The following is a 20873-nucleotide window of genomic DNA, read 5'->3' on the forward strand; positions in this document are numbered from 1 at the left end:
CTCACAGCGCAATCGGGAATATCCCACCGATTATGTTGGCAATCTCAGCCGGTGACACCAGCCCACCGGACACGAGCAAGGCCAAAGACTCTAGGCCAAAGCGGCCCAACGATGGGTAGCAGTGCATTAGGCAAAAAACTCTAATTTACCGTGGACCGAATTCGTGGGAGCATGTCATACCGTTTCAGCCGACAAGACGGGTCATCATCGGCCAGACCTCATTACTGGCCGTCGTTGGTTTATTAGCTACGCCTAGGCATAGTCCCACTCAATTGGCCAAGATGGGTTAGGTTGTTTTATCTTGGCAAAAGCCTAAAGCCCTTGCAGGACTCGCTGCGAAGCGCTAACAGCTATCGCCTTCCAAGGCCCTCCCAGCGCCGCCTGCGCTCGGGAGGGCTTTTTGCAAGTGGCACCCAAATCGCAAAAGCTCTGAACGGACGCCCTATGCCTAAACGCACCGACCTAACATCAATCCTGATCATCGGGGCTGGACCTATAGTTATCGGTCAGGCTTGCGAATTTGACTATTCAGGTGTGCAAGCATGTAAGGCCCTCAGAGAAGAAGGCTACAGGGTCATTCTGGTCAATTCTAACCCGGCCACAATTATGACTGACCCTGATTTGGCCGATGCTACTTATGTTGAGCCGATTACCCCTGAAGTGATTGAGCTGATCATCGCTAAGGAGCGTCCTGATGCGGTACTGCCCACTATGGGTGGTCAGACCGCGCTCAATTGCGCGCTCACCCTCGAAAAAAATGGCGTTTTTACGAAATATCATGTTGAAATGATCGGTGCCAAAGCAGACGTCATTGAAAAGGCCGAGGATAGGTTGAAGTTCCGCGATGCAATGGACACAATCGGCTTGGAAAGCCCCAAGTCCAAAATGGCCCATACATTAGACGAAGCCATGTCTGCCCTACCCTATGTTGGCTTACCTGCAATCATTCGTCCAAGCTTCACCTTGGGCGGCACCGGCGGCGGGATCGCCTATAATGTCGATGAGTTTAAACAGATTTGTGCCAGCGGGATTGCTGCTAGCCCTATTGGTGAGATCTTGGTCGAGGAAAGCGTTCTAGGTTGGAAAGAATATGAGATGGAAGTGGTTCGCGACAGAGCGGATAATTGCATTATCATATGTTCGATCGAAAATATTGATCCGATGGGCGTCCATACCGGCGATTCGATCACTGTCGCCCCAGCCTTAACCCTCACCGATAAAGAATATCAGCGCATGCGCGATGCCTCGATTGCGGTATTGCGCGAGATTGGTGTCGAAACGGGTGGCTCCAACGTCCAATTTGCCGTTAATCCCGCCGATGGTCGCATGATTGTGATTGAGATGAACCCGCGCGTATCGCGATCCTCTGCCTTGGCTTCTAAAGCAACTGGGTTTCCGATCGCACGGATCGCCACCAAGCTTGCGATTGGTTATACGCTTGATGAGATTGCCAATGATATTACCGGTGGCGCGACACCGGCCTCGTTTGAGCCCACCATTGATTATGTTGTCACCAAAATTCCCCGCTTTGCCTTTGAAAAATACAAAGGATCCGACACCACTTTGACGACCAGTATGAAGTCAGTCGGCGAAGCCATGGCGATTGGAAGGACGTTTCAAGAAAGCTTCCAAAAGGCTTTGCGTTCACTCGAAACGGGGCTTGATGGTTTTGACCCTTTCTTGGAGTTTGGGAGCAGCCGCGATGCCTTGCACAAAGCGCTTACCATCCCGACCGCAACAAGGATCTTGGTGGTTGGCCAAGCACTGAGAATGGGAATGGGTGTTGAAGAAATCCATGCGGCGAGCAAAATTGACCCTTGGTTTCTCGATCAATTTGCCGATCTGATTGCGACCGAGAAAAAGCTTGAATCCATCGGACTGCCCAACACGCGCGATGATTGGCGTCATGTCAAAGCACAAGGCTTCTCTGACCGACGACTTGGCAAGATTGCTGGCAAAACCGAATTGGAAGTCCGCGCACTGCGCCGAAATGCGGGAGTTCGCCCGGCCTTCAAACGTATTGATACCTGTGCTGGCGAATTTGCTTCCCCCACACCCTATATGTACTCCACCTATGAGGAGAACTGCGAGGCAGAGCCTAGTTCGGCTAAAAAAATCATTATTCTTGGCGGTGGTCCTAACCGGATTGGCCAGGGCATTGAGTTTGACTATTGCTGCTGCCACGCCGCCTTTGCCTGCGCAGAGTTGGGCATTGAAAGTATCATGGTCAATTGTAATCCTGAAACCGTTTCCACCGATTACGATACCTCTGACCGCTTGTATTTTGAGCCTTTGACCAGTGAAGATGTCCTTGAAATAATCGAAACCGAAAATCAAAATGGTACATTGCTGGGTGTCATTGTGCAATTTGGTGGTCAAACCCCTTTGAAACTCGCCCAACCTTTAGCTCAGGCTGGCGTTGCGATCTTAGGCACAAGTGTTGACGCGATTGATATGGCCGAGGACCGCGAGCGCTTCAAAGCCCTGTTAAACAAGCTTTCCATGCTCCAACCCCGTAATGCTATTGCAAGAACCGAGGCTGAAGCGATCTTAGGCGCGCAGGCAGTGGGTTATCCTGTCGTATTGCGCCCCTCCTACGTGCTGGGAGGCCGGGGTATGGAGATTGTCTATGATCAGCCAAGTCTTGAGCGTTATGTACGCGAGGCTGTGATTGTTTCGGGTGATAATCCTGTATTGATTGATCAATATTTGCGCGATGCCATCGAAGTAGACGTTGATGCCTTATGCGACGGTACCGATGTGTTCGTGGCAGGCATTATGGAACATATAGAGGAGGCAGGAATCCATTCAGGCGACAGTGCCTGTGCCTTACCACCCTATAGTTTGTCGGAGGTGATGATTGCTAAGATAGAAGCCCAGACCATTGCGATGGCCAAAGGGCTTGGTGTGATTGGTCTAATCAATATCCAATATGCTATCAAAGACGACACGATTTATGTGCTTGAAGCCAACCCACGCGCGTCACGGACAGCGCCTTTTGTTGCCAAAGCTGTGGGCATTCCTGTGGCGCTAATTGCAGCGAAACTGCAAGCCGGTATGGCATTGAGTGTCTTCGGATTAAAACATAAAAAACTCAAGCATGTTGCTGTAAAAGAGGCAGTATTTCCGTTTGCTCGTTTTGCGGGTGTCGATCCGATATTGGGCCCAGAGATGCGCTCGACCGGCGAATGTATGGGCATTGATAGTGACTTTGGGCATGCATTTTTAAAGTCGCAATTGGGTGCTGGCATGAAGCTACCCATGGGCGGGACCGCATTCTTATCGGTTAAGAATAGCCATAAGCCAGCCTTGGCAGATCTTGGTCGTGAGTTTGTTCGCCTTGGCTTTAAGCTGGTTGCCACCGAAGGCTCAGCTCAGATATTGCGCGAGGCGGGTGTGCCGGTGGAGCGCGTTAACAAGGTCATGGAAGGGCGGCCCCATATCGTGGATGCTATGATCAATGGGTCGATCCAATTGGTGGTTAATACGACCGAAGGGGCACAATCCTTGGCCGATAGTTATTCCATCCGCAGGACGGCTTTGGTTTCCAATATCAGCTATTATACTACGATAGCGGGTGCCCGGGCGGCCGCTACAGCCATTGCTGCAGCTGGAGGTCAGACGATGCAAGTGAAGTCACTGCAAGCATATGCTTGACGAATCCAATTCTCAATACCAATCTATAAATCCCTTTATGTGGAATCCCCCTCATGGAAAAGATCCCTATGACTGCCGAGGGCCATGCGGCTCTCGATGCAGAATTAAAACGTTTGAAGACCGAGGAACGCCCATCTGTGATCGGTGCGATTTCAGAAGCACGCTCGCATGGCGATTTGTCAGAGAATGCAGAGTATCACGCCGCCAAAGAACGTCAGTCCTATATCGAAGGCCGCATTGCAGAGCTTGAAGATAAGCTGGCACGCGCCCAAGTCATCGACGTGTCGAAGCTTTCTGGTTCCAACGTGAAGTTTGGCGCGACCGTGACGGTTATCGACGAAGATACTGACCACAAAGCCGTCTATAAGATTGTTGGCGAAGACGAAGCCAATGTGAAATTGGGCAAAATCTCTATCACCTCACCCATCGCGCGCGCCATGATCGGCAAAGAGCAAGGCGATGTAGTAGAAGTTGCGGCCCCTGGCGGCTCTAAAAGTTATGAGATCGTCACAGTCGCGTGGGCTTAGGTTTGGGGCTTAATTCTAGGCTTTAGATCATGGAAGTGGTAGCGTTTCACTCATAAAAGAAATGCGTGTCTAATGAAGCTTCACTGCAAAGCGCGCTTGGGTTTTTGCGGTGACTTCCTCCAACGTGACACCAGTTGCAAGTTCAATCAGCGCCATGCCCCCTGCGTGGCGGTCTATGGTGAACACCGCCAAATCAGTGATCACAAGGTCTATAACCTTAAGCCCCGTCAGCGGCAAATTGCATTGACGCAATAGCTTTGACGCACCATCCTTGGCGCAATGCTCCATCACCACCACGCATCGGCGTACGCCCGCCACCAAGTCCATTGCACCCCCCATACCTTTGACCATTTTGCCAGGCACCATCCAATTGGCTAAATCCCCGGTTTCAGAGACTTCCATCGCGCCTAAAATCGACAAATCGATATGCCCGCCACGGATCATCGCAAAGCTATCAGCAGAGGAAAAAAACGAGGTTTGCGGCAGTTCGGTAATGGTTTGCTTGCCGGCATTGACCAGATCGGCATCTTCCTCGCCTTCAAACGGGAAAGGCCCCATACCCAACATACCGTTTTCACTTTGGAGTGTTACGTGCATACCTTCTGGAATGTGATTGGCAACCAAAGTTGGAATGCCAATCCCCAAATTAACATAAAAGCCGTCACGTAATTCTTTGGCCGCGCGCGCAGCAAGATCATCGCGGGTCCAGGCCATCAGGCACTCTCCCTTTTGGTCACGGTGCGTTGCTCAATACGCTTTTCAAATTGGCTTTGAACCAAGCGATGTACATAAATACCCGGTGTGTGTATATGATCGGGATCCAGGCTGCCGACAGGCACAATTTCTTCCACTTCTACAACGCAGACTTTACCGGCTGTAGCCATCATTGGGTTAAAATTGCGCGCGGTTTTGCGGTAAATTAAATTGCCGGCAGTGTCTGCTTTCCAAGCTTTGACCAAGGATAAATCGGCTTTAAGGGCGGTTTCAAGGATATAGGTCTGCCCATCAAAATCCTTGTGTTCTTTACCTTGCGCAATCAAGGTACCTACCCCGGTCTTGGTGTAAAAACCCGGTATGCCTGCACCCCCGGCGCGTATCCGCTCTGCCAAAGTACCTTGTGGGTTAAATTCGACTTGGAGCTCACCGGCAAGAAACTGACGCTCAAACTCTTTGTTTTCACCAACATAAGAAGAAATCATCCGAGAAATCTGCTTTGTCTCCATCAATAAGCCCAAACCAAAGCCATCAACGCCTGCATTGTTCGAGATCGCAGTAATGGATTTCACCCCAGTATCACGCAACGCGCGGATCAGATTTTCAGGTAGGCCGCATAGGCCAAAGCCGCCTGACATAATGGTCATACCATCAAAAGTCAGACCTTCAAGGGCGGTGGCAGCATTTGAGTATATCGTGGTCACACAATTGGCCCTTCACTCTTTTCGCTGCCTGTTTAGCAAGCGTTGCGACTTTGTCGAGCATAAAGGTTTTGGAATGATCAGGACAAGTAAGCTCAATGACGTGGCGGTAGCCTTTGAAGGAATAAGCGCCTTCACGGTGTTATCAACATATCGGTCAAAAAACCAAGCACAATCTGTCAAGCGCTAAAGGTCAAACCACTTAAATCGCAGCTGAACATAATTGCACTGGGACAGGCTTGATTTGCGACTAAACATGGGAAGCAGGCTTGAAGATATTCCGACCGCCCTCGTGCGTAACAAAGCCTGTGCGTCCTATCCCTTCTTGGGCCTCAAGGTCTGCCATAATCGCTTGATCATCATTTGGCGTATTGGCCACAAACCGACTGCCCGCTTCATCACGACCGATCACGATGCCCATGCGATAGCCATCGCGAGAATGGATAACGGTGTAGGTTTCAATGGTTGCAGGACCCGAAGGCTGGGTAATGATCGGCGGGGACACCAAGTGATCGATCTGCACCTGATAGGCGTGAGGATCGCGTCGGACCCAAGGCCCCTGCGTTGGCGCACAAGAATAAATACCCACAGCGTGCTTGGTCAGATACCAACCATTGGCGTTCAATAAGCCAAAGGCACTTGGTTCCTTTCGACATCGGTGGATCATTTCAACCAAACCGTGCATAGAATAATTGTTTCCAGGCCCTCCAAAATAGGGTAGACCACCCGTTAAAGTCAGCCCGCGCGGGTCATCGCCGGCCATGCCTAGCGCCTCGCACGCAAGCTCTACCGCTATGGGAAAACAAGAATAAAGATCAAAGAAACCAATATCGCCAGGTGACTTGCCCGCCATGGAAAGTGCTTCCTTCAGAGCAAGCGTCATTGCTGGGCTTGAATGATAATCAACCCGGTCGAGTATATTCCATTTTTCAACGGTATCTGCACAACCATGCAAAAACACCATGGCTTCTTTGCCAATCCCAAGCGCCATGGCATGGGCATAGCTTGCCATCAACACACTCGCAGATTGATCAACCTGTAAGATCGCATTGAGAAATTTCGGATAGGGATAACCGACCATGCGATTAGTCGGCCCTATGGTTATGAGGTCCTTGGCGCTGTGGCTGTGGCGAAACCAAGCAAACGGATTATGTGCTGCTACTTGGGTGAATGGCGCATAAAGAGCACCTAAGGCTGTTTGGTGACTGGCAAGATCGCGCCCTACATAGGATCTATAAGCATTCTCAAACAAGGGATAGACATTGGCGGGAAAAGCCAAGCCATGGTGGGCCTCGTGGGCGCTAGAGCCTTCAAAGCCTTCGCCAAACATTTGTGGTGCTTCAGCCTCATCCTGCTGATGGCCTGCCAAGGCATGGAAATGGCCCGCACGCACCAATTTCATCATCGAGTTTAGACATTCCGCACCCGTCAGCAATACCAGTTTATTTTCACCCCGGGCGATGCGGCTGGCGGCCGCATTAACCAAAGCTTGTGGGTTATTGCCGCCAACATGGGTGTAAACCTTCCAGGCAGGTGTAGCACCAAGTGCCTTCGCTAAGGTCTTAGGGGGATTATTCGCCTTTGGGATCGGTAGGGATGCCATGCTGGTACCGGCATCGATGGTAAAACCCACGACAGCCAAACCATCAATCCCTGTCAACACCGACTGGGGCAAACCACTATCAACAGCGGCTGCTTTGGCTGCAAGGGCGCAAAATTCGATCGGGGTCGGGCAAAGTTCTGGCGCGCCGCGATAGGTAAACTGGCCGCCACCAATAAGAACGGGTGTGTGTGCATCGATCACAGCGCAACTCCAACATGTTTTGACCCAATATATGTTGACCTGCTCAGATTTTTTGGGAAGTTATTCGCAAGCAGATGGAATGACCAAAGAGCGTGATCTAGTACCAATCTACTCCGGGTGTAAATGCGCCTATTTATTGAGCGATTTGTGCCTAATTAACTGGCAATCATCGTTATGGTATAAAAGGGGCAGGGGCTATGGTCGCGCTGGCATGATGAACATCCTAACATCATGGGATGATACAGGCAAAGATACCTCCCACCCCTGATGGGCAAACCCAGTTTCAGTTGCTCAGGTGGAATTCATGAAAAAGATCGAAGCGGTTATCAAGCCCTTCAAGCTGGATGAAGTCAAAGAGGCGCTTCAGGAATTAGGGCTCCAAGGCATGACTGTGGTTGAAGCCAAAGGTTTTGGCCGCCAAAAAGGGCATACTGAGCTTTATCGTGGTGCTGAGTATGTGGTCGATTTTTTACCGAAACTGAAATTAGAGGTCGTCGTTGGTGATGATCAGGTTGATGCAGCGGTAGAGGCCATTACCAATGCCGCGCGTACAGGTCGGATCGGCGATGGCAAAATCTTTGTTTCTGACATTATTCACGTTGTCCGCATCCGCACGGGTGAATCTGGAATCAACGCCGTCTAGGTCCAAGATCAGAAATATCACCACAACTCACCATTTAACTCAATTTAGGAGAGTATCGATGTCAAAGTTTGACAAAGTCATACAGCAAATCAAGGATGATGAAGTCCACTATATTGATTTCAGATTTACCGATCCTCGCGGCAAGATGCAGCATGTGACCTTTGACGTCGATATGGTCACTATTGATTTGCTTGAAGAGGGCGTTGCGTTTGATGGTTCGTCAATCGCAGGGTGGAAGGCCATTAATGATTCCGATATGATCATGCTGCCCGATCCAGATAGTGTGACCTTGGACCCTTTCTATCAGCAAACGACATTGGCGATCGTATGTGATGTGGTTGTTCCTGGAACCCTTAAATCCTATAATCGTTGCCCGCGTGGGATTGGCAAGCGTGCTGAAACCTATTTGAAATCGTCGGGAATTGGGGATGCCGCTTATTTTGGCCCTGAAGCCGAATTTTTTGTATTTGACGACGTGCGCTGGAATACAGACCCCAACAATACAGGCTATAGCTTTGATTCAACAGAGTTACCTTACAACACGGGCAAAGTATATGAAGGTGGCAATATGGGACATCGCCCTGGTCCGAAGGGTGGCTATTTCCCGGTGGGGCCCATCGATTCGGCGCAAGATCTCCGCGGAGAAATGTTACAGGTGATGAAGGAATTAGGCCTTGAGCCTGAAAAGCATCACCATGAAGTTGCTCCAGCCCAGCATGAGCTTGGTTTGAAGTTCCAAACTTTGACCAAAATGGCCGATAACATGAACCTTTATAAATATGTGATCCAGAATGTAGCCGCGGCATATGGCAAGTCAGCTACATTCATGCCAAAGCCTTATTTCAAGGATAATGGCAGCGGTATGCATGTACACCAGTCCATCTGGAAAGCCGGCAAGCCTTTGTTCGCAGGCGATCAATATGCCGATTTGTCGGAAAACTGCCTCCATTATATCGGTGGCATCATCAAGCATGCTCGCGCGATTAATGCTTTTTCTAATTCTTCGACCAATTCCTACAAGCGCTTAGTTCCAGGTTATGAAGCCCCGGTTATGTTAGCCTATTCGGCGCGTAATCGTTCGGCATCCATCCGCATTCCTTACACAACTTCGCCCAAGGCCAAGCGTCTGGAAGCGCGGTTTCCTGATCCAATAGGAAATATGTATTTGACTTTTGCGGCCCTGTTGATGGCAGGCCTTGATGGGATTGAAAACAAAATTCACCCTGGCGACCCCTTCGATAAGGATCTATATTCCTTGCCACCTGAACAGCTTGAAGGGGTTCCAACGGTCGCAAAATCCTTGGACGAAGCACTCGATGCTCTCAGCGTTGATCGCGATTTCTTAAAAAAGGGCGGCGTCTTTGATGATGACATGATTGATGGCTATATCGAGTTGAAGCGCGAAGAGTGTGAGCGCTTGAATATGCACCCACACCCTGTCGAATTCGACATGTATTACAAGATGTAAGCCAAGCTTACTTGCGCAAAGAGGCCCCAAAACGTTGGGCCTTTTTCATTGTGAACAATGCTTAATTTAATTCATGCAATTTTAATCAATGACCATCTATATGTGAATCCTTGATAAGGCAGTGCCTTAGCTCGTAGACCCGAACTTGGAAGCGGGGGGCCATTTGTTTTGTTCAGGCTTCCCTCGCTTCTTTTTTGGTCGAATTTTTTGTTAAGATTTTGCCTGACCTGTTCACTGGCTATTTACGGGCTAGCTTTATGGTTAAGGCATGAAAAATCGCTTTCTCCTCTTTTTAGTGATTTTGTGGCTTGCAGCTTGTACCTCGACCAAGCCACCCTCCAATGTCGCTGATGCCTGCGCCATCTTGGATGAGAAAAGCCGCTGGGAAGATCATGTATTTGATGCAGCGCGTGATTGGGGCATAAGTCCTGGTACTATTTTGTCCTTTATCCGACAAGAAAGTAGCTTTCGTCACAATGCAAAGCCGCGTGACCGAAACGGTAAACTGCTATCCAGTGCGATGGGTTATTCGCAAGCTTTAAGTGGGACTTGGGATGATTATCGCCGGGCACGAGGCGGGGGGAAACGAAAAAATTTTGAAGACTCAGCTGATTTCATTGGCTGGTACCTCAATCAGATTTCCAAAAAGACAGGTATTGGTAAATCCGACACGCGAAATCTCTATTTGGCCTATCATGAAGGGCCAGGGGGATTTACGAGAAGAACCTATAGTGGCAAACCTTGGCTTGGCGAAGTTGCAAACCGGGTGGCCAGTCAAGCCGCTATTTATGACGGCCAATTGCGTCGATGTGAAGCACGCCAGATGCGCAAACTCGCCAATAATTAGCATAGCCTAAGCGAATCTAGGGTGCTTTGGGGGAAGATGTGACGCAATACGAAAAAATTCTCTATGCCCTCGATGGCGATGTCGCTGTCATCACCACCCATGATCCCGCAACGCTCAATGCATGTGGCCCAGACATGGCAGAAGAACTATCCCATGCTTTTGCTTGCGCCGCCACCCAAGCACGCGCTATTGTATTGACTGGATCAGGGCGCGGCTTTTGTTCAGGGGCAAATCTTGACACGACAGCCTCTCATCTAGACCTCAAACCAGAGCTTGGGGCCCAGGATGTGGGTGCAGCACTTGAGAAAGTCTATAATCCCCTCGTCAGCGCGATGCGTGATCTACCTGTTCCGTTTGTGACGGCTGTTAATGGGGCGGCGGCCGGCATAGGCTGTTCGTTTGCGCTTTTAGGCGACATCATTTTAGCGTCGCAGAATGCCTATTTCCTTCAAGCTTTTAGGCGGATTGGCTTGGTTCCTGATGGGGGCTCAACCTATATGTTAACGCGCGCGATCGGTCGAGCACGCGCGATGGAAATGATGCTTTTAGGTGAGAAAATCTACGCCCCCCAAGCTTTGGAGTGGGGCCTGATTAATCGGGTGACCAGTGCAGAAGATGTGTTGCCCCATGCGATGGACATGGCACGTGAATTAGCACGTGGACCGACCAAAACCTTGGCTTTGATACGCCGTGCAGCTTGGGCCGGTTTAGACAATGATTGGGCCACCCAATTGGACCTTGAACGCACCTCCCAAACACTTGCTGGCCGCAGTAAGGATTTTCAGATTGGTGTTAAGGCCTTTCTGGCCAAAAAAATCGCACACTTCATTGGAAAATAGGCTGACGGCGCTAAAGTGCTTGTTAGGATGTGGTTTGGACGTTTTGTGAATCGCCTTGCCCATGATGATGGTAGGTGCCATGACAGCGCTGGGCGCACCCTCACAGATCATATCGCAGCGACCATTTTGCCCGCCTGCCCCAGTGCCGTAAACGTATTGATCCAAGCCAAGCAGGCAGAGGTTAGGGTTGATCATGCAGCCCAAGCAGTATGTTTTACTTCCCTTGTTTCGATTATCACCGTGAGCGTCACGGTAAGTCTTGCGCTTAACTTGGCATGTTCAGCCACTCAGGCGGTGCTAATTCAACCGCAGTCTCACCAGCCATCAAGGCATGCCCCTCTGCGATTGCTTTTTGTGCCCGGTCAAAGCGGATCAAAGCCATGCCAACTCCTATACTACCGGTACGCATACGCCCAATTTCCCACCCGTCGGCTATTATCGCGGTTTCATACGAAGGCGGTGCGCCGCGATAGGTCACACGGCACAGCTTGGTTTTAACATTTGTGCGCCGCTTCATCCGGCTGGTCATTTCCTGGCCGACATAACAGCCCTTATGAAAATCAACCCCGCCCAATTCATCTATAAGACCTTCAAGCACAAAATCCCTCTCGGTCAACAAATCACGCGCCAAGTCCGGGACGCCCAAGGCATGGCGTTTGGCTTCATAGGCGAGAAAATCAGTGTTATTCACTGGGGCTGTCCCACCCTTGATCCCGAGGCGCTTGGGCAATGCCGAGGTGCGCGGATCTGCCAACGCATAAAGTGTGTCTGAGGTTGGTTCGTGTAGATCGACCATGCTTCCCACACCGATGTGATCGCTTAAATCCTCAATCTTGACCTTCGCACGCAATCGATAAAGCGCTAAGCGTTTGGCAAAGCTTGTTGGAGCATTCACATCGAGCCAAAAGACCTGTGGCTCTGGGGAAAAAATAAAAAGCTCATATAAAAACTTCCCTTGCGGCGTCAGCATCGCCGCATAAAGGAGAGTATCCGCGGTAGCCCCATCCACATCAAGGGTCAAAAGGCCATTCAAAAGCTGTACCGCATCTGGCCCGCTGACGGCGACAATACCACGATCTGGGAAGTGAAATGGAGTGGTCATCGCCTAGGTTTAGCCGCTTGTGTCCTTGCCTTCAAACGTAGCGATCAGATGTTCCCCGATCCGCACCAAAGCATCGACAATGCCTGGCTCTAAACTGGCGTGCCCCGCATCGCCGACAATCTCAAGACTTGCGTGGGGAAGTACCTTTTTTAAAGCCCACGCCGAGGATAATGGGGTCAAGACATCATACCGACCATGAACAATATGGACCGGTATCGCTTTGAGCACCCCAACATGGTCTAAAATCCAACCATCGGTTTCAAAAAAACCGTGATGTTTGAAATAATGATTTTCAATCCGGGCAAAGGCCTCAACAAAACGATCTTCATCAAATCGGGTTGGACGGGCACCAGGACCTTGAAGGCTCAAGCAATCGCCTTCCCATCGCGCCCAAGCGCGCGCAGCGGCCAAGCGGGTGGGACGGTCATCACAAAATAAGCGGCGATTAAATGCCCCAACTATGTCATCGCGCTCCTCTGGCGGGATTATTTGAACATAATGCTCAAAGGAGTCCGGGAACAAATGGTTAGCACCATTTTGGTAGAACCACTGTATTTCAGCGCGCGTGATTAAGAAAATTCCGCGTAAGGTCAGACTTTTGACCCGCTCTGAGTGCTTGATTGCATAGGCCAATGCTAAGGTTGACCCCCAAGAACCGCCAAACACAGCCCAAGTCTTTATGCCTAAATGGATGCGCAATTTTTCGATATCGGCCACGAGATCCCATGTGGTGTTATCCTTGATTTCGGCATAGGGTGTGGATTTGCCACAGCCCCGCTGATCAAAGCCAATTATATGCCATGTGTTCGGGTCAAAGAAACGACGCATATCAGGGCTCATTCCGCCACCTGGACCACCATGAAGACACAAAACCGGAATGCCGTCTGGATTACCTGCTTGCTCAAAAAAAAGGGTATGTAGATCAGATACCGGTAAAAATCCGGTTTTATAGGGTTCAATCTGCGGGTACAGTACGCGGCGTTTGGATGCGGCTTTAGGCATGAAAGACCTCAAATAGATCGGCTGGGCTTAAGCTGGGTCGCACCTAGGTTCAAGGCTGTGAGTGTAGTGCTTCAAGTGCTGCCAAATCGCACCTGCATCCAGTTGGCTATTGCTTGGGTCGTTTCTTCTGGCTTTTCCTGTTGGGTCCAGTGGCCACATTTCTTGATCAAGACACGATCTAAATCAGGGACATATTTTTCCATGCCAGAAGTTGCAGACGGTGGAAGTACAACATCGTTTTCAGCCATGATCATTAGACTAGGCTGAGTTACCAAATCTGGAATATGCGCGCTGTTTCGCCAATTACGTGTGAAATTGCGATACCAATTGAGACCGCCACGAAAACCAGTCGCCTCAAACGACTGCACAAACACGGCTAATTCTTCTTCCGACAAGATGAAATTGCTGGCTGCATTGGCATCAAAACGCTGTAAAGCCAGTTGAAACGCATGGTTGCGCTTTTCTGAGGGTCGGCTGTCATAGTCCAAAGGGGTAACTTCAGAGCGGCGCATATAATATTGGAACGTCTTTTTGACATCAGCCTCTAATAAGGCCTCCATCACGCCGGGTTCCTGAAAAAACAGGATATAATGGTCTGACCCAAATCTCTGCTCATAAAGGGCTAGGGGATCAATGCTAGGCCTTTTTGTGAATGGCGTGTTGAGCCCAATCACCCCTGCAACGCGTTCTGGATGGCGCGTCGCCATAGACCATACGATCAAGCCACCCCAATCATGGCCGCAAAACACCGCTTTCTCAAAGCCCTTCGCATCTAAAAGTGCCACCAAATCCCCCGTCAGGGCCTCCATATCATAGGCTTCGATCGGATCTGGTGCAGAACTTAGGCCATAACCTCGCAAATCTGGGGCAAGGGCGCGTATTGTGTAGTTTGGTAAAGCTCTGAGTTGATGGCGCCACGAAAAAGCAAGCTCAGGATAGCCATGGCACAGAACAATAGGGGGCATCGAACCATTCTGAAAGCCCTGCCCAAACCCAGTGTCCCATACCGCCATGGTGATAGATTTAAGGTCTAGCATTTCTGGATCGAATAATCCAAACGCGCGCCAATCAATGCGGGTCTGCATGAGCCTCCTTAGCACTAAACGCAGCGCGGGCAAGGTTAAGCCAACCAATCAAGAAGCAGAGCCCACCCAGTGGAGCGGCCATAGCGATGCCCCTTGGCGCACCCAGAGCCATGGCATAAAGCGCGCCTGAAAACAGGGAAATGCCAAGAGCGAAAAAAAGCATCGACAAGCGTGCATCTTTCAAGCCCTTGGTATGTAACCACACGCACGCAAAAAGCGCCAATGTATGGGCCATATGCTGTTGGCTCCCTAAACTTATCCAAGCTTTAGGCACAGGTGCGGAGATGCCATGTGCGCCAAAGGCACCCATAACGACTGCAAAAAAACCGGACAGAGCGATCCAGCCAAGGGTATAGGCGTTTTTCAATGTAAGCTTCCTTTGCAAATCATTCACGCCTCTATGGCCTAATGGGCCAAACACAGTGGCGAGTATGACAGCTTCTACAGAAACATGCGTGACGATGCTGTAATTTTTTCCCGTCCTAACGTCTCGTTTACCAACACGATTCACAGTGAGCCCAGAATTGAGGAGACGTTTGTGGCGCGTGCAAAAGAAAATCAATTACTTGAATCTGAAAGCCAAATGGCGCAACGGCGCGCGCAGAGGGATGCTTGGGCATTGCTGCAACGTGTTCACTCCACTTTAGATCTATCCTACGTGCAAGTGATCGAAGTCATGTCTAAAGATGCGGGCGCTCATGTCGCCCTTTTGGCCCGCCAGTTCCCCGCAATCCATTTTGAGCTGTCAGAAGAAGCAACTAGGTGCGAAGCTTCTGTCCGCGTCCTATGGGCCCCCGATGGGCTGACCAAGCCGATTAGCGCCACCCAATTGGCAAGCTATGATGCAGTCGTCATCACGCACCCGCCCGAAGCATTATCTCAGACCATAGCCGCCTTTTCAGGATTTGCGCGGGTATCGGCCTGTCGTGATTTCCAAAAGGGTTCAGCCTTGGCGATCTTTGGCAAAGGCCTAGCGCGGGATTTGTTTCGCGCCAAAGTGCGCGACATTGCGGCTTAACCTCGGTGCTTGCGAATTAGCCATTGTTACTATTGGTGGCTAAAACGCGTTGATAAAGTGGTGTTGACGCACGTGCTGCAAGAACTGATCGCCAAACAGATGACAGCCATTGCGCTACTTTTTCACCACTTGATAGAAAACAGCGGCTTCCTCGTCAAACTCGAGTTTTGCTGACTTTTCGATGGCTTCAGCGACCGAGGATAGCTCACAGCTCTCACTGATGTGGGTGTTTAAATCCTCTGCCTTATTAAGATCTAGCCGCGCTTCGCGCTTACTCTCCAACATCTCACTGCAACCAACTTGCCATACATAAAAGCCAGTAAGCTTATTCTGGCTATCCATTTTCGCTTTGGCGATTGCCAAAGCTCCAACGTTTTGCAGGTCAGGATCTGAAAACATCGAACCGGCCAAGACCGGCGAGAATTGAAAACTTAAGCCTATTTCACCTTTGTCAGCAACCAGGTTTGAGGTTCTGTGCCAGAAGGCAATCTTTCCGCGCGCCGTCTTGCCATCGTCGAAATGCGCAACGTAGGTCGGAATGGAAAACGTTTTCCTGATTGATACTTTCACCGGAGTTGACGCGTCAAAATATTCAGGAATAACAAGCGCAAGATCGACGCGATTTCCTTTGATCTCCTTGGGCCAAATTGAACTCTTCGGCATGGGCGCTGTTACCGAATTACAAGAAGCTAAAGCAAAGAGAGAAAAAGCACTAAGTGCAGCGGCTTGTTTCTTCAAGGCCCTATCTCCACGTCACGCCACCATCATACGCAAGGAGACCATCTATTACATCAGGAATTCCGTTTGCTCCACGTGGGCCACCTTTTTTGTCAGGTCCTTCAAAAGTTGATCCAGCCTTAACGGTCCCTATCATGTTGCCCAGTGGCGTTTGAGCGCTAAAAGTGACATCTCTATTGAAAGTTATCCGGACCATATTATTGGCAAGTCGTTCAACTTTGACCTTGCGAAGAAACTCCGCTTGCCGTTTAGCTATCTGCTCAGAAGACGACCCGCCGCCACCCGTTAAGACAAACTCCCCGGTATTTACAAAGTCCATGATATCTAAACCCCACATAGCCAAATCGTCAGGATAGATAACGCCCCAACCAGGAGTTACAGGATTTCTCTTGCCTGTAACAATAATCGGCGGGTCCGCTTCACCCCCACTCACAAACTCCAACTCCTCAACCGTTAATGCACGCATAATCCAATCTCCCTGTCCGAGCCTACATCTGTCAAACTGCCATAACACAGCCAGCTTCCCTAAAGGACACGCATGAAGTTGACTTGAGTGGGGGGGTATTTCAAGTTATTAAATAGTCTCGATCAGTCACAATTGCGTGCATGCCTAGGCCCTCTCTCCCTCAAATTCCAACAGTACTACGATTGTTTTGCCCTTCAAAACCGTGCAGAATGATTGATTGTGCAATCTATTCACCAGCCATCTATTGAAAGCCATGAAGAGGAAGTCCGTCATGCCGCATGGCGCGCATCCTTGATGGCTGCGTGGGGTCGTATGTGGGGGATCGCTAGCCATCCCATCCTGACTGCAATGATGAGCTTTGGCCTATTTGTGGTTGCCTTATATGTCATCAATGGTGAAATGACGCGCCATGAAATGGATGAATTCCGTACCGCCCTAAGCCAAGTAGATGGCATAAGTTTGATAGGTGCAATCGGTGCGACCACCTTGGCCTATGCTGCCTTAGCGTTTAACGATCGGGTCGCCTTGAGGATGCTAGGTAAATCCCTGCCCTGCGCGCGCACGGCACGCGCCAGTATAGCGACTTATGCGCTTGCCAATAGTTTGGGTTATTCATGGGTGACTGCAGGTACGGCGCGGATGCGACTGTATCGTAAGTGGGGTCTGCTACCTAGCGAGATTGGTGCCTTATCGATTGTAACGGGGTCTGCTGTTCAAATTGGCGGTCTAACCGCCGCTGGGCTGGGCATGATGATCGCCGCGCCAGAAATCGCACTTCACGGGCCGTTTCACAGTTTGTTTTGGTACGGCCTAGGGCTCATCCTAATCTTACCCAGCGTATTTTGGCTGGTTTATGCCCGCTATGGTGCCAACCAAGCGCATATCAATGATGTGATTCTCTATCGCCCCCCCACGGGCCAAGCAGTCGTGCAGATGGGCATAGCGGTTTTGGAGTGGGTGTTTGCGGCTGGGGTTTTATACATTCTACTGCCCGATCATGGGGGCTGGAGCTTTCCTGCCTTTGTTGCAGTCTATGTCTTAGCAGGACTATTGGGTGCCTTGTCAGGGGCACCAGGTGGGCTTGGCGTGTTTGAAGCGGCGATCTTGACCTTGGCGCCCATAACCCAAAATACGCCCGGCGCTGCTGTTGGTTTAGTGGTATACCGGTTGATCTATACCTTCATTCCTTTGATCATCGGCACAATAATCCTTGGCTTAGACCATGCTGCCCCTGCGGCACGGCCCGCCGCAAAGGCCGCCCGCCAAATCGGCTCCAGCCTTGGGGCCCGCTTAAGCGCCCGTTTGGGTATGACCCTTGGGGAGGCAACCTTAGAATTATCGCCGCGTATCCTTGCCACTTTGGTATTTAGCGCGGGGCTGGTCCTTCTAAGCTCTGTCGCCACTCCTGCTCTCTCAGCGCGCATGCAAGAGATTGACGCCTGGAATTTGCGCGCCATCTCTGACCTATCCCATTTTGCCGCCAGCATTGTTGGTGTGTTATTGTTGGTGGTTGCCGCAGGTCTATGGCGTAAAATCGCGGCCGCTTGGGGTGGGGCTATCATTCTTTTGACCATCGGCATCGTGTTTTCACTGGCCAAAGGGTTGGACTGGGAAGAGGCCAGCATCTTAAGCGTCATATTGATCCTGACTTTGCCCTGTGGCGCAGCCTTCAACCGCAAATCCGCATTGGGGGCCAACGTTTTGTCTCCCGCTTGGATCGCCGCATTAGCCGGGGCAGTAGCGGCGGCAGGGTGGCTGGCTTTATTTGCTTACAGAAATGTTGAGTTTCGTGCAGAGCTTTGGTGGGACTTTGTGCGTGATCCCGATGCCGGGCGTAGTTTGCGGGCTTTGACAGCTGCATGTCTTCTTACTCTTTTCGTGGCGGTTTGGGCCTTGTTTACCCCTTGGCGCGAACGTCTGAAACGTTCAACCGACCCGGCCGACATAGTCCGTGCGCAAACCATTCTCAATAAAGCAGAAAATCCCCGTGCGGACGCCAATCTCGCGTTTTTAGGCGATAAGCATTTTTTCTATTCGTCCTCTGGCTCCAGTTTCGTTATGTATCGGGCTCGCGGAAACCGATGGATCATTTATGGTGACCCCGTGGGCCTTGCCAGTGAACGTCATGACTTGATTGCGACAGTCAAAGAAGCGGCGGAGCAAGCCGGGGCTAGGCCAATTTATTACGCCATCTCGCGCGAAGTGGTTCCTGATTTTGCCGAATATGGCTATGTCGTGCGCAAGATCGGGGAGACGGCCATAGTCGATCTTGAAACATTTTCCTTGGTGGGCAAAAGCGCGCAAAATCTCCGCACGTCGCGCAATAAAATGGCGCGAGACGGCGTGGAATTTTCCATGATTCCAGCAAGCGACACCCACGCCTATCTCGATGAGATGGAGCCAATCTCAAAAGCTTGGCTTAGCGCGCACCGGGGACGGGAGAAGACTTTTTCATTAGGCTCGTTTGACCGGACTTATTTGGCGCGCTTTCCCACGGCCATTGCCCGCGACGCATCTGGAACCATGATTGCCTTTGCTAGCCTTTGGACCACCCCAGACAGCCAAGAAATTGCCATCGACTTGATGCGCCACCATCCCGATGCCCCTCATGGCGTGATGGACTATTTATTTGTTGAAATCGCCCTTTGGGCACAAAAACAAGGATATAGCCGATTTGACCTTGCCATGGCCCCTCTATCGGGCCTCGATGACCGCAAGGGCCTGCCCTTTTTGGTGCGACTGGGCGCGATTGTGTTTGAAGAAAGTGAAGAGCTTTATGGCTTTGTCGGCCTGCGCCGCTTTAAAGACAAGTTCAACCCAGTCTGGAAACCCCTCTATCTCTGCGCACCCCCCGATGTCATGTTGCCAGCCGCTTTGGTCGATGTAGCCGTCTTAACCAGCGGGGGCCTGCGCGCGATGTTTAAGGGGCCACGACAGGCGTCAACAAAGAATAACTCACATTGCTGATTGTAATAATGAATTTTCTCCCGAGTACAAATTGAGTCGGTTAAGATTATGAATTGAGAGAGCAGCTTCACTTTCTAGCACCTGTACCCTTATTCAATGGTATTGATTTGATTTTCTTGGGAATGGTCACAGTGACGTGACTCCCGAAATCTCAACCAGTTGAATGTAGAGTCCGGCCATGAAGGAAGGACGGATGAGATGAGGAAGAGCAGGTTCACCTAGGAGCAGATTATTGCGATCTTGAAGGAGCAGGATGCTGGCGTGCCGACGGCGGAAGTGTGCCGCAAGCACGGGGTCAACCCGGCGACGTTTTACAAGTGGAAGGCGAAGTTCGGCGGACTGGGCGTGTCTGAAGCGCGACGGCTGAAGACGCTGGAGGACGAGAACAACCGGCTCAAGCGGATGCTGGCTGATGCGATGCTCGATAATGCAGCTCTGAAGGATCTTTTGGGAAAAAATGGTGACGCCCGTCGTGCAGCGGGAGGGGGTCGCGCATCTTCGAGAACGGTTCGAGATGAGCGAGCGGCGGGCGTGCTGGGTTGTCGGGTCGGAGCGGGCAACCGTGCGCTATCGCGCGACGAAGCCGGACGACACTGCGTTGCGGACGAGGTTCAAGGCGCGTCTCGATCCCAGCATCGACTAGGCGCCATGCCAGTGCCCTGTGATAATTTCCGGTCGCTTCGAAGCCGGCGAGAACAGCTTCCTGTGCGATAGAATGTACCTTGGCCATGGTCAGGATGCTCCTCTTTGGTGGTGGTTGGAATAACCATTGTAAGAGGTTCTGCGGCCCGGTCATGGCCGCCTGCCTGCGTGCTAAATGCGCCGCAGGCGGCTATGACCTACCCAAGTTCCGAATGTGCTACGGAACCGAGATGACCAGTCATGCGATCTTCAAGTGGGCTCAAGACCGGCGGATCGAGTGGCACTATATCGCGCCGGGAAAGCCGACCCAGAACGCGTTCATCGAAAGCTTCAATGCGCGCCTCCGCGACGAGCTGTTGAACGAGACCCTGTTCCACGGCCTGGCCCATGCCCGCGCCGTTCTGGAAGCCTGGCGGCGGGACTATAATGAAGCCCGGCCCCACTCGAAGCTCGGCTGGCTGTCACCCAAGGCCTATGCCGCGCTCAACACCACCACCGGCCGTGGCGCTGCGCTACGCAAAGGCTCCGTGCTCTGCCACCTGAGACTTGGACCATTTGGAATTAGAGTTTTGTGCCGTAATTTTCCTTGGCTGGACGAGGAGGTTTGGCATGAAAGCATCGAAGTTCACGGACGCCCAGAAAGCGTTCGTCGT

Annotated in this window: 17 protein-coding genes and 2 pseudogenes; 10 read left to right on the forward strand and 9 right to left on the reverse strand. The window is 51.1% G+C overall.

Features of this window, described 5'->3' with window-relative positions; genetic code table 11:
• The first annotated feature begins 444 nt into the window (after positions 1–444).
• Positions 445–3657, forward strand: coding sequence for a carbamoyl-phosphate synthase large subunit (gene carB / locus PsB1_RS11260; RefSeq protein WP_284361629.1), 3213 nt, complete (start codon positions 445–447; stop codon positions 3655–3657).
• A 53-nt stretch (positions 3658–3710) separates the two neighbouring features.
• A complete protein-coding gene (gene greA / locus PsB1_RS11265) occupies positions 3711–4184 on the forward strand; it encodes a transcription elongation factor GreA (RefSeq protein WP_284361631.1) in 474 nt (157 codons plus the stop codon).
• 69 nt (positions 4185–4253) lie between these two features.
• On the opposite strand, the gene PsB1_RS11270 is transcribed toward greA, so the two are convergent.
• The 3 genes from PsB1_RS11270 to PsB1_RS11280 all read right to left on the reverse strand — a co-directional run bounded on the left by PsB1_RS11270 (position 4254) and on the right by PsB1_RS11280 (position 7403).
• Entirely contained in the window at positions 4254–4898 is a 645-nt protein-coding gene (locus tag PsB1_RS11270; protein WP_284361633.1) for a CoA transferase subunit B, read from the reverse strand.
• Positions 4898–5602 (reverse strand): CoA transferase subunit A, encoded by a 705-nt coding sequence (locus PsB1_RS11275; protein ID WP_284361635.1) that lies wholly within the window; start codon positions 5600–5602, stop codon positions 4898–4900. The genes PsB1_RS11270 and PsB1_RS11275 overlap by 1 nt, the downstream gene beginning before the upstream one ends.
• 247 nt (positions 5603–5849) lie before the next feature.
• Complete coding sequence (locus PsB1_RS11280; protein WP_284361637.1) at positions 5850–7403, reverse strand: acetyl-CoA acetyltransferase; 1554 nt, start codon at positions 7401–7403, stop codon at positions 5850–5852.
• 304 nt (positions 7404–7707) lie between these two features.
• Here PsB1_RS11280 and PsB1_RS11285 point away from each other — a divergent pair, with 304 nt between their 5' ends.
• The 4 genes from PsB1_RS11285 (at position 7708) to PsB1_RS11300 (ending at position 11200) form a co-directional block, all read left to right on the forward strand.
• Complete coding sequence (locus PsB1_RS11285; RefSeq protein ID WP_284361639.1) at positions 7708–8046, forward strand: P-II family nitrogen regulator; 339 nt, start codon at positions 7708–7710, stop codon at positions 8044–8046.
• 58 nt (positions 8047–8104) lie between these two features.
• Positions 8105–9514 carry a type I glutamate--ammonia ligase gene (gene glnA / locus PsB1_RS11290; RefSeq protein ID WP_284361641.1) on the forward strand — a complete coding sequence of 470 codons (1410 nt, stop codon included), beginning with the start codon at positions 8105–8107 and terminating at the stop codon, positions 9512–9514.
• A 268-nt stretch (positions 9515–9782) separates the two neighbouring features.
• Positions 9783–10361 (forward strand): transglycosylase SLT domain-containing protein, encoded by a 579-nt coding sequence (locus PsB1_RS11295; protein WP_284361643.1) that lies wholly within the window; start codon positions 9783–9785, stop codon positions 10359–10361.
• Between the two features lie 38 nt (positions 10362–10399).
• The gene (locus tag PsB1_RS11300) at positions 10400–11200 is read left to right on the forward strand and encodes an enoyl-CoA hydratase/isomerase (RefSeq protein WP_284361645.1); all 801 of its coding nucleotides are present in this window, start codon (positions 10400–10402) and stop codon (positions 11198–11200) included.
• Positions 11201–11465: 265 nt separating this feature from the next.
• Here the strand turns inward: PsB1_RS11300 and ygfZ are convergent, their stop codons facing one another.
• From ygfZ to PsB1_RS11320, 4 genes are all read right to left on the reverse strand, one after another.
• On the reverse strand, positions 11466–12302 hold the full coding sequence (gene ygfZ / locus PsB1_RS11305) for a CAF17-like 4Fe-4S cluster assembly/insertion protein YgfZ (RefSeq protein WP_284361646.1): 837 nt from the start codon (positions 12300–12302) through the stop codon (positions 11466–11468).
• Between the two features lie 9 nt (positions 12303–12311).
• Positions 12312–13304, reverse strand: coding sequence for a prolyl aminopeptidase (gene pip / locus PsB1_RS11310; protein ID WP_284361648.1), 993 nt, complete (start codon positions 13302–13304; stop codon positions 12312–12314).
• A gap of 71 nt (positions 13305–13375) precedes the next feature.
• Positions 13376–14389, reverse strand: coding sequence for an alpha/beta fold hydrolase (locus PsB1_RS11315; RefSeq protein WP_284361650.1), 1014 nt, complete (start codon positions 14387–14389; stop codon positions 13376–13378).
• Positions 14373–14756, reverse strand: coding sequence for a DUF423 domain-containing protein (locus tag PsB1_RS11320; RefSeq protein ID WP_284361652.1), 384 nt, complete (start codon positions 14754–14756; stop codon positions 14373–14375). Before PsB1_RS11320 ends, PsB1_RS11315 begins: the two co-directional genes overlap by 17 nt.
• Before the next feature lie 171 nt (positions 14757–14927).
• Here PsB1_RS11320 and PsB1_RS11325 point away from each other — a divergent pair, with 171 nt between their 5' ends.
• Positions 14928–15407 (forward strand): hypothetical protein, encoded by a 480-nt coding sequence (locus tag PsB1_RS11325; RefSeq protein WP_284361654.1) that lies wholly within the window; start codon positions 14928–14930, stop codon positions 15405–15407.
• A gap of 114 nt (positions 15408–15521) precedes the next feature.
• On the opposite strand, the gene PsB1_RS11330 is transcribed toward PsB1_RS11325, so the two are convergent.
• Positions 15522–16145, reverse strand: a complete 624-nt coding sequence (locus tag PsB1_RS11330) for a hypothetical protein (protein ID WP_284361655.1) — start codon at positions 16143–16145, stop codon at positions 15522–15524.
• A gap of 4 nt (positions 16146–16149) precedes the next feature.
• Positions 16150–16611: a hypothetical protein gene (locus tag PsB1_RS11335; protein ID WP_284361657.1), complete on the reverse strand. Its 462-nt coding sequence runs from the start codon at positions 16609–16611 to the stop codon at positions 16150–16152.
• 219 nt (positions 16612–16830) lie between these two features.
• Here PsB1_RS11335 and mprF point away from each other — a divergent pair, with 219 nt between their 5' ends.
• The 3 genes and pseudogenes from mprF to PsB1_RS11350 all read left to right on the forward strand — a co-directional run.
• Positions 16831–19578 (forward strand): bifunctional lysylphosphatidylglycerol flippase/synthetase MprF, encoded by a 2748-nt coding sequence (gene mprF, locus PsB1_RS11340; protein ID WP_284361659.1) that lies wholly within the window; start codon positions 16831–16833, stop codon positions 19576–19578.
• A gap of 228 nt (positions 19579–19806) precedes the next feature.
• Positions 19807–20194 (forward strand): annotated as a pseudogene (locus tag PsB1_RS11345) (transposase); the annotation flags it as partial.
• 247 nt (positions 20195–20441) lie between these two features.
• Positions 20442–20763 (forward strand): annotated as a pseudogene (locus PsB1_RS11350) (integrase core domain-containing protein); the annotation flags it as partial.
• Positions 20764–20873 lie beyond the last annotated feature (110 nt).

It is taken from the genome of Candidatus Phycosocius spiralis (assembly GCF_030158815.1).
Lineage (GTDB): Bacteria > Pseudomonadota > Alphaproteobacteria > Caulobacterales > Aquidulcibacteraceae > Aquidulcibacter > Aquidulcibacter spiralis.

Excerpts from the sequence above, each read along its gene's own strand:
- carB (WP_284361629.1), top strand. The coding sequence starts at position 445 with ATGCCTAAACGCACCGACCTAACATCAATCCTGATCATCGGGGCTGGA.
- greA (WP_284361631.1), top strand. The coding sequence starts at position 3,711 with ATGGAAAAGATCCCTATGACTGCCGAGGGCCATGCGGCTCTCGATGCA.
- PsB1_RS11270 (WP_284361633.1), bottom strand. The coding sequence starts at position 4,898 with ATGGCCTGGACCCGCGATGATCTTGCTGCGCGCGCGGCCAAAGAATTA.
- PsB1_RS11285 (WP_284361639.1), top strand. The coding sequence starts at position 7,708 with ATGAAAAAGATCGAAGCGGTTATCAAGCCCTTCAAGCTGGATGAAGTC.
- glnA (WP_284361641.1), top strand. The coding sequence starts at position 8,105 with ATGTCAAAGTTTGACAAAGTCATACAGCAAATCAAGGATGATGAAGTC.
- PsB1_RS11295 (WP_284361643.1), top strand. The coding sequence starts at position 9,783 with ATGAAAAATCGCTTTCTCCTCTTTTTAGTGATTTTGTGGCTTGCAGCT.
- ygfZ (WP_284361646.1), bottom strand. The coding sequence starts at position 12,302 with ATGACCACTCCATTTCACTTCCCAGATCGTGGTATTGTCGCCGTCAGC.
- pip (WP_284361648.1), bottom strand. The coding sequence starts at position 13,304 with ATGCCTAAAGCCGCATCCAAACGCCGCGTACTGTACCCGCAGATTGAA.
- PsB1_RS11315 (WP_284361650.1), bottom strand. The coding sequence starts at position 14,389 with ATGCAGACCCGCATTGATTGGCGCGCGTTTGGATTATTCGATCCAGAA.
- PsB1_RS11335 (WP_284361657.1), bottom strand. The coding sequence starts at position 16,611 with ATGCGTGCATTAACGGTTGAGGAGTTGGAGTTTGTGAGTGGGGGTGAA.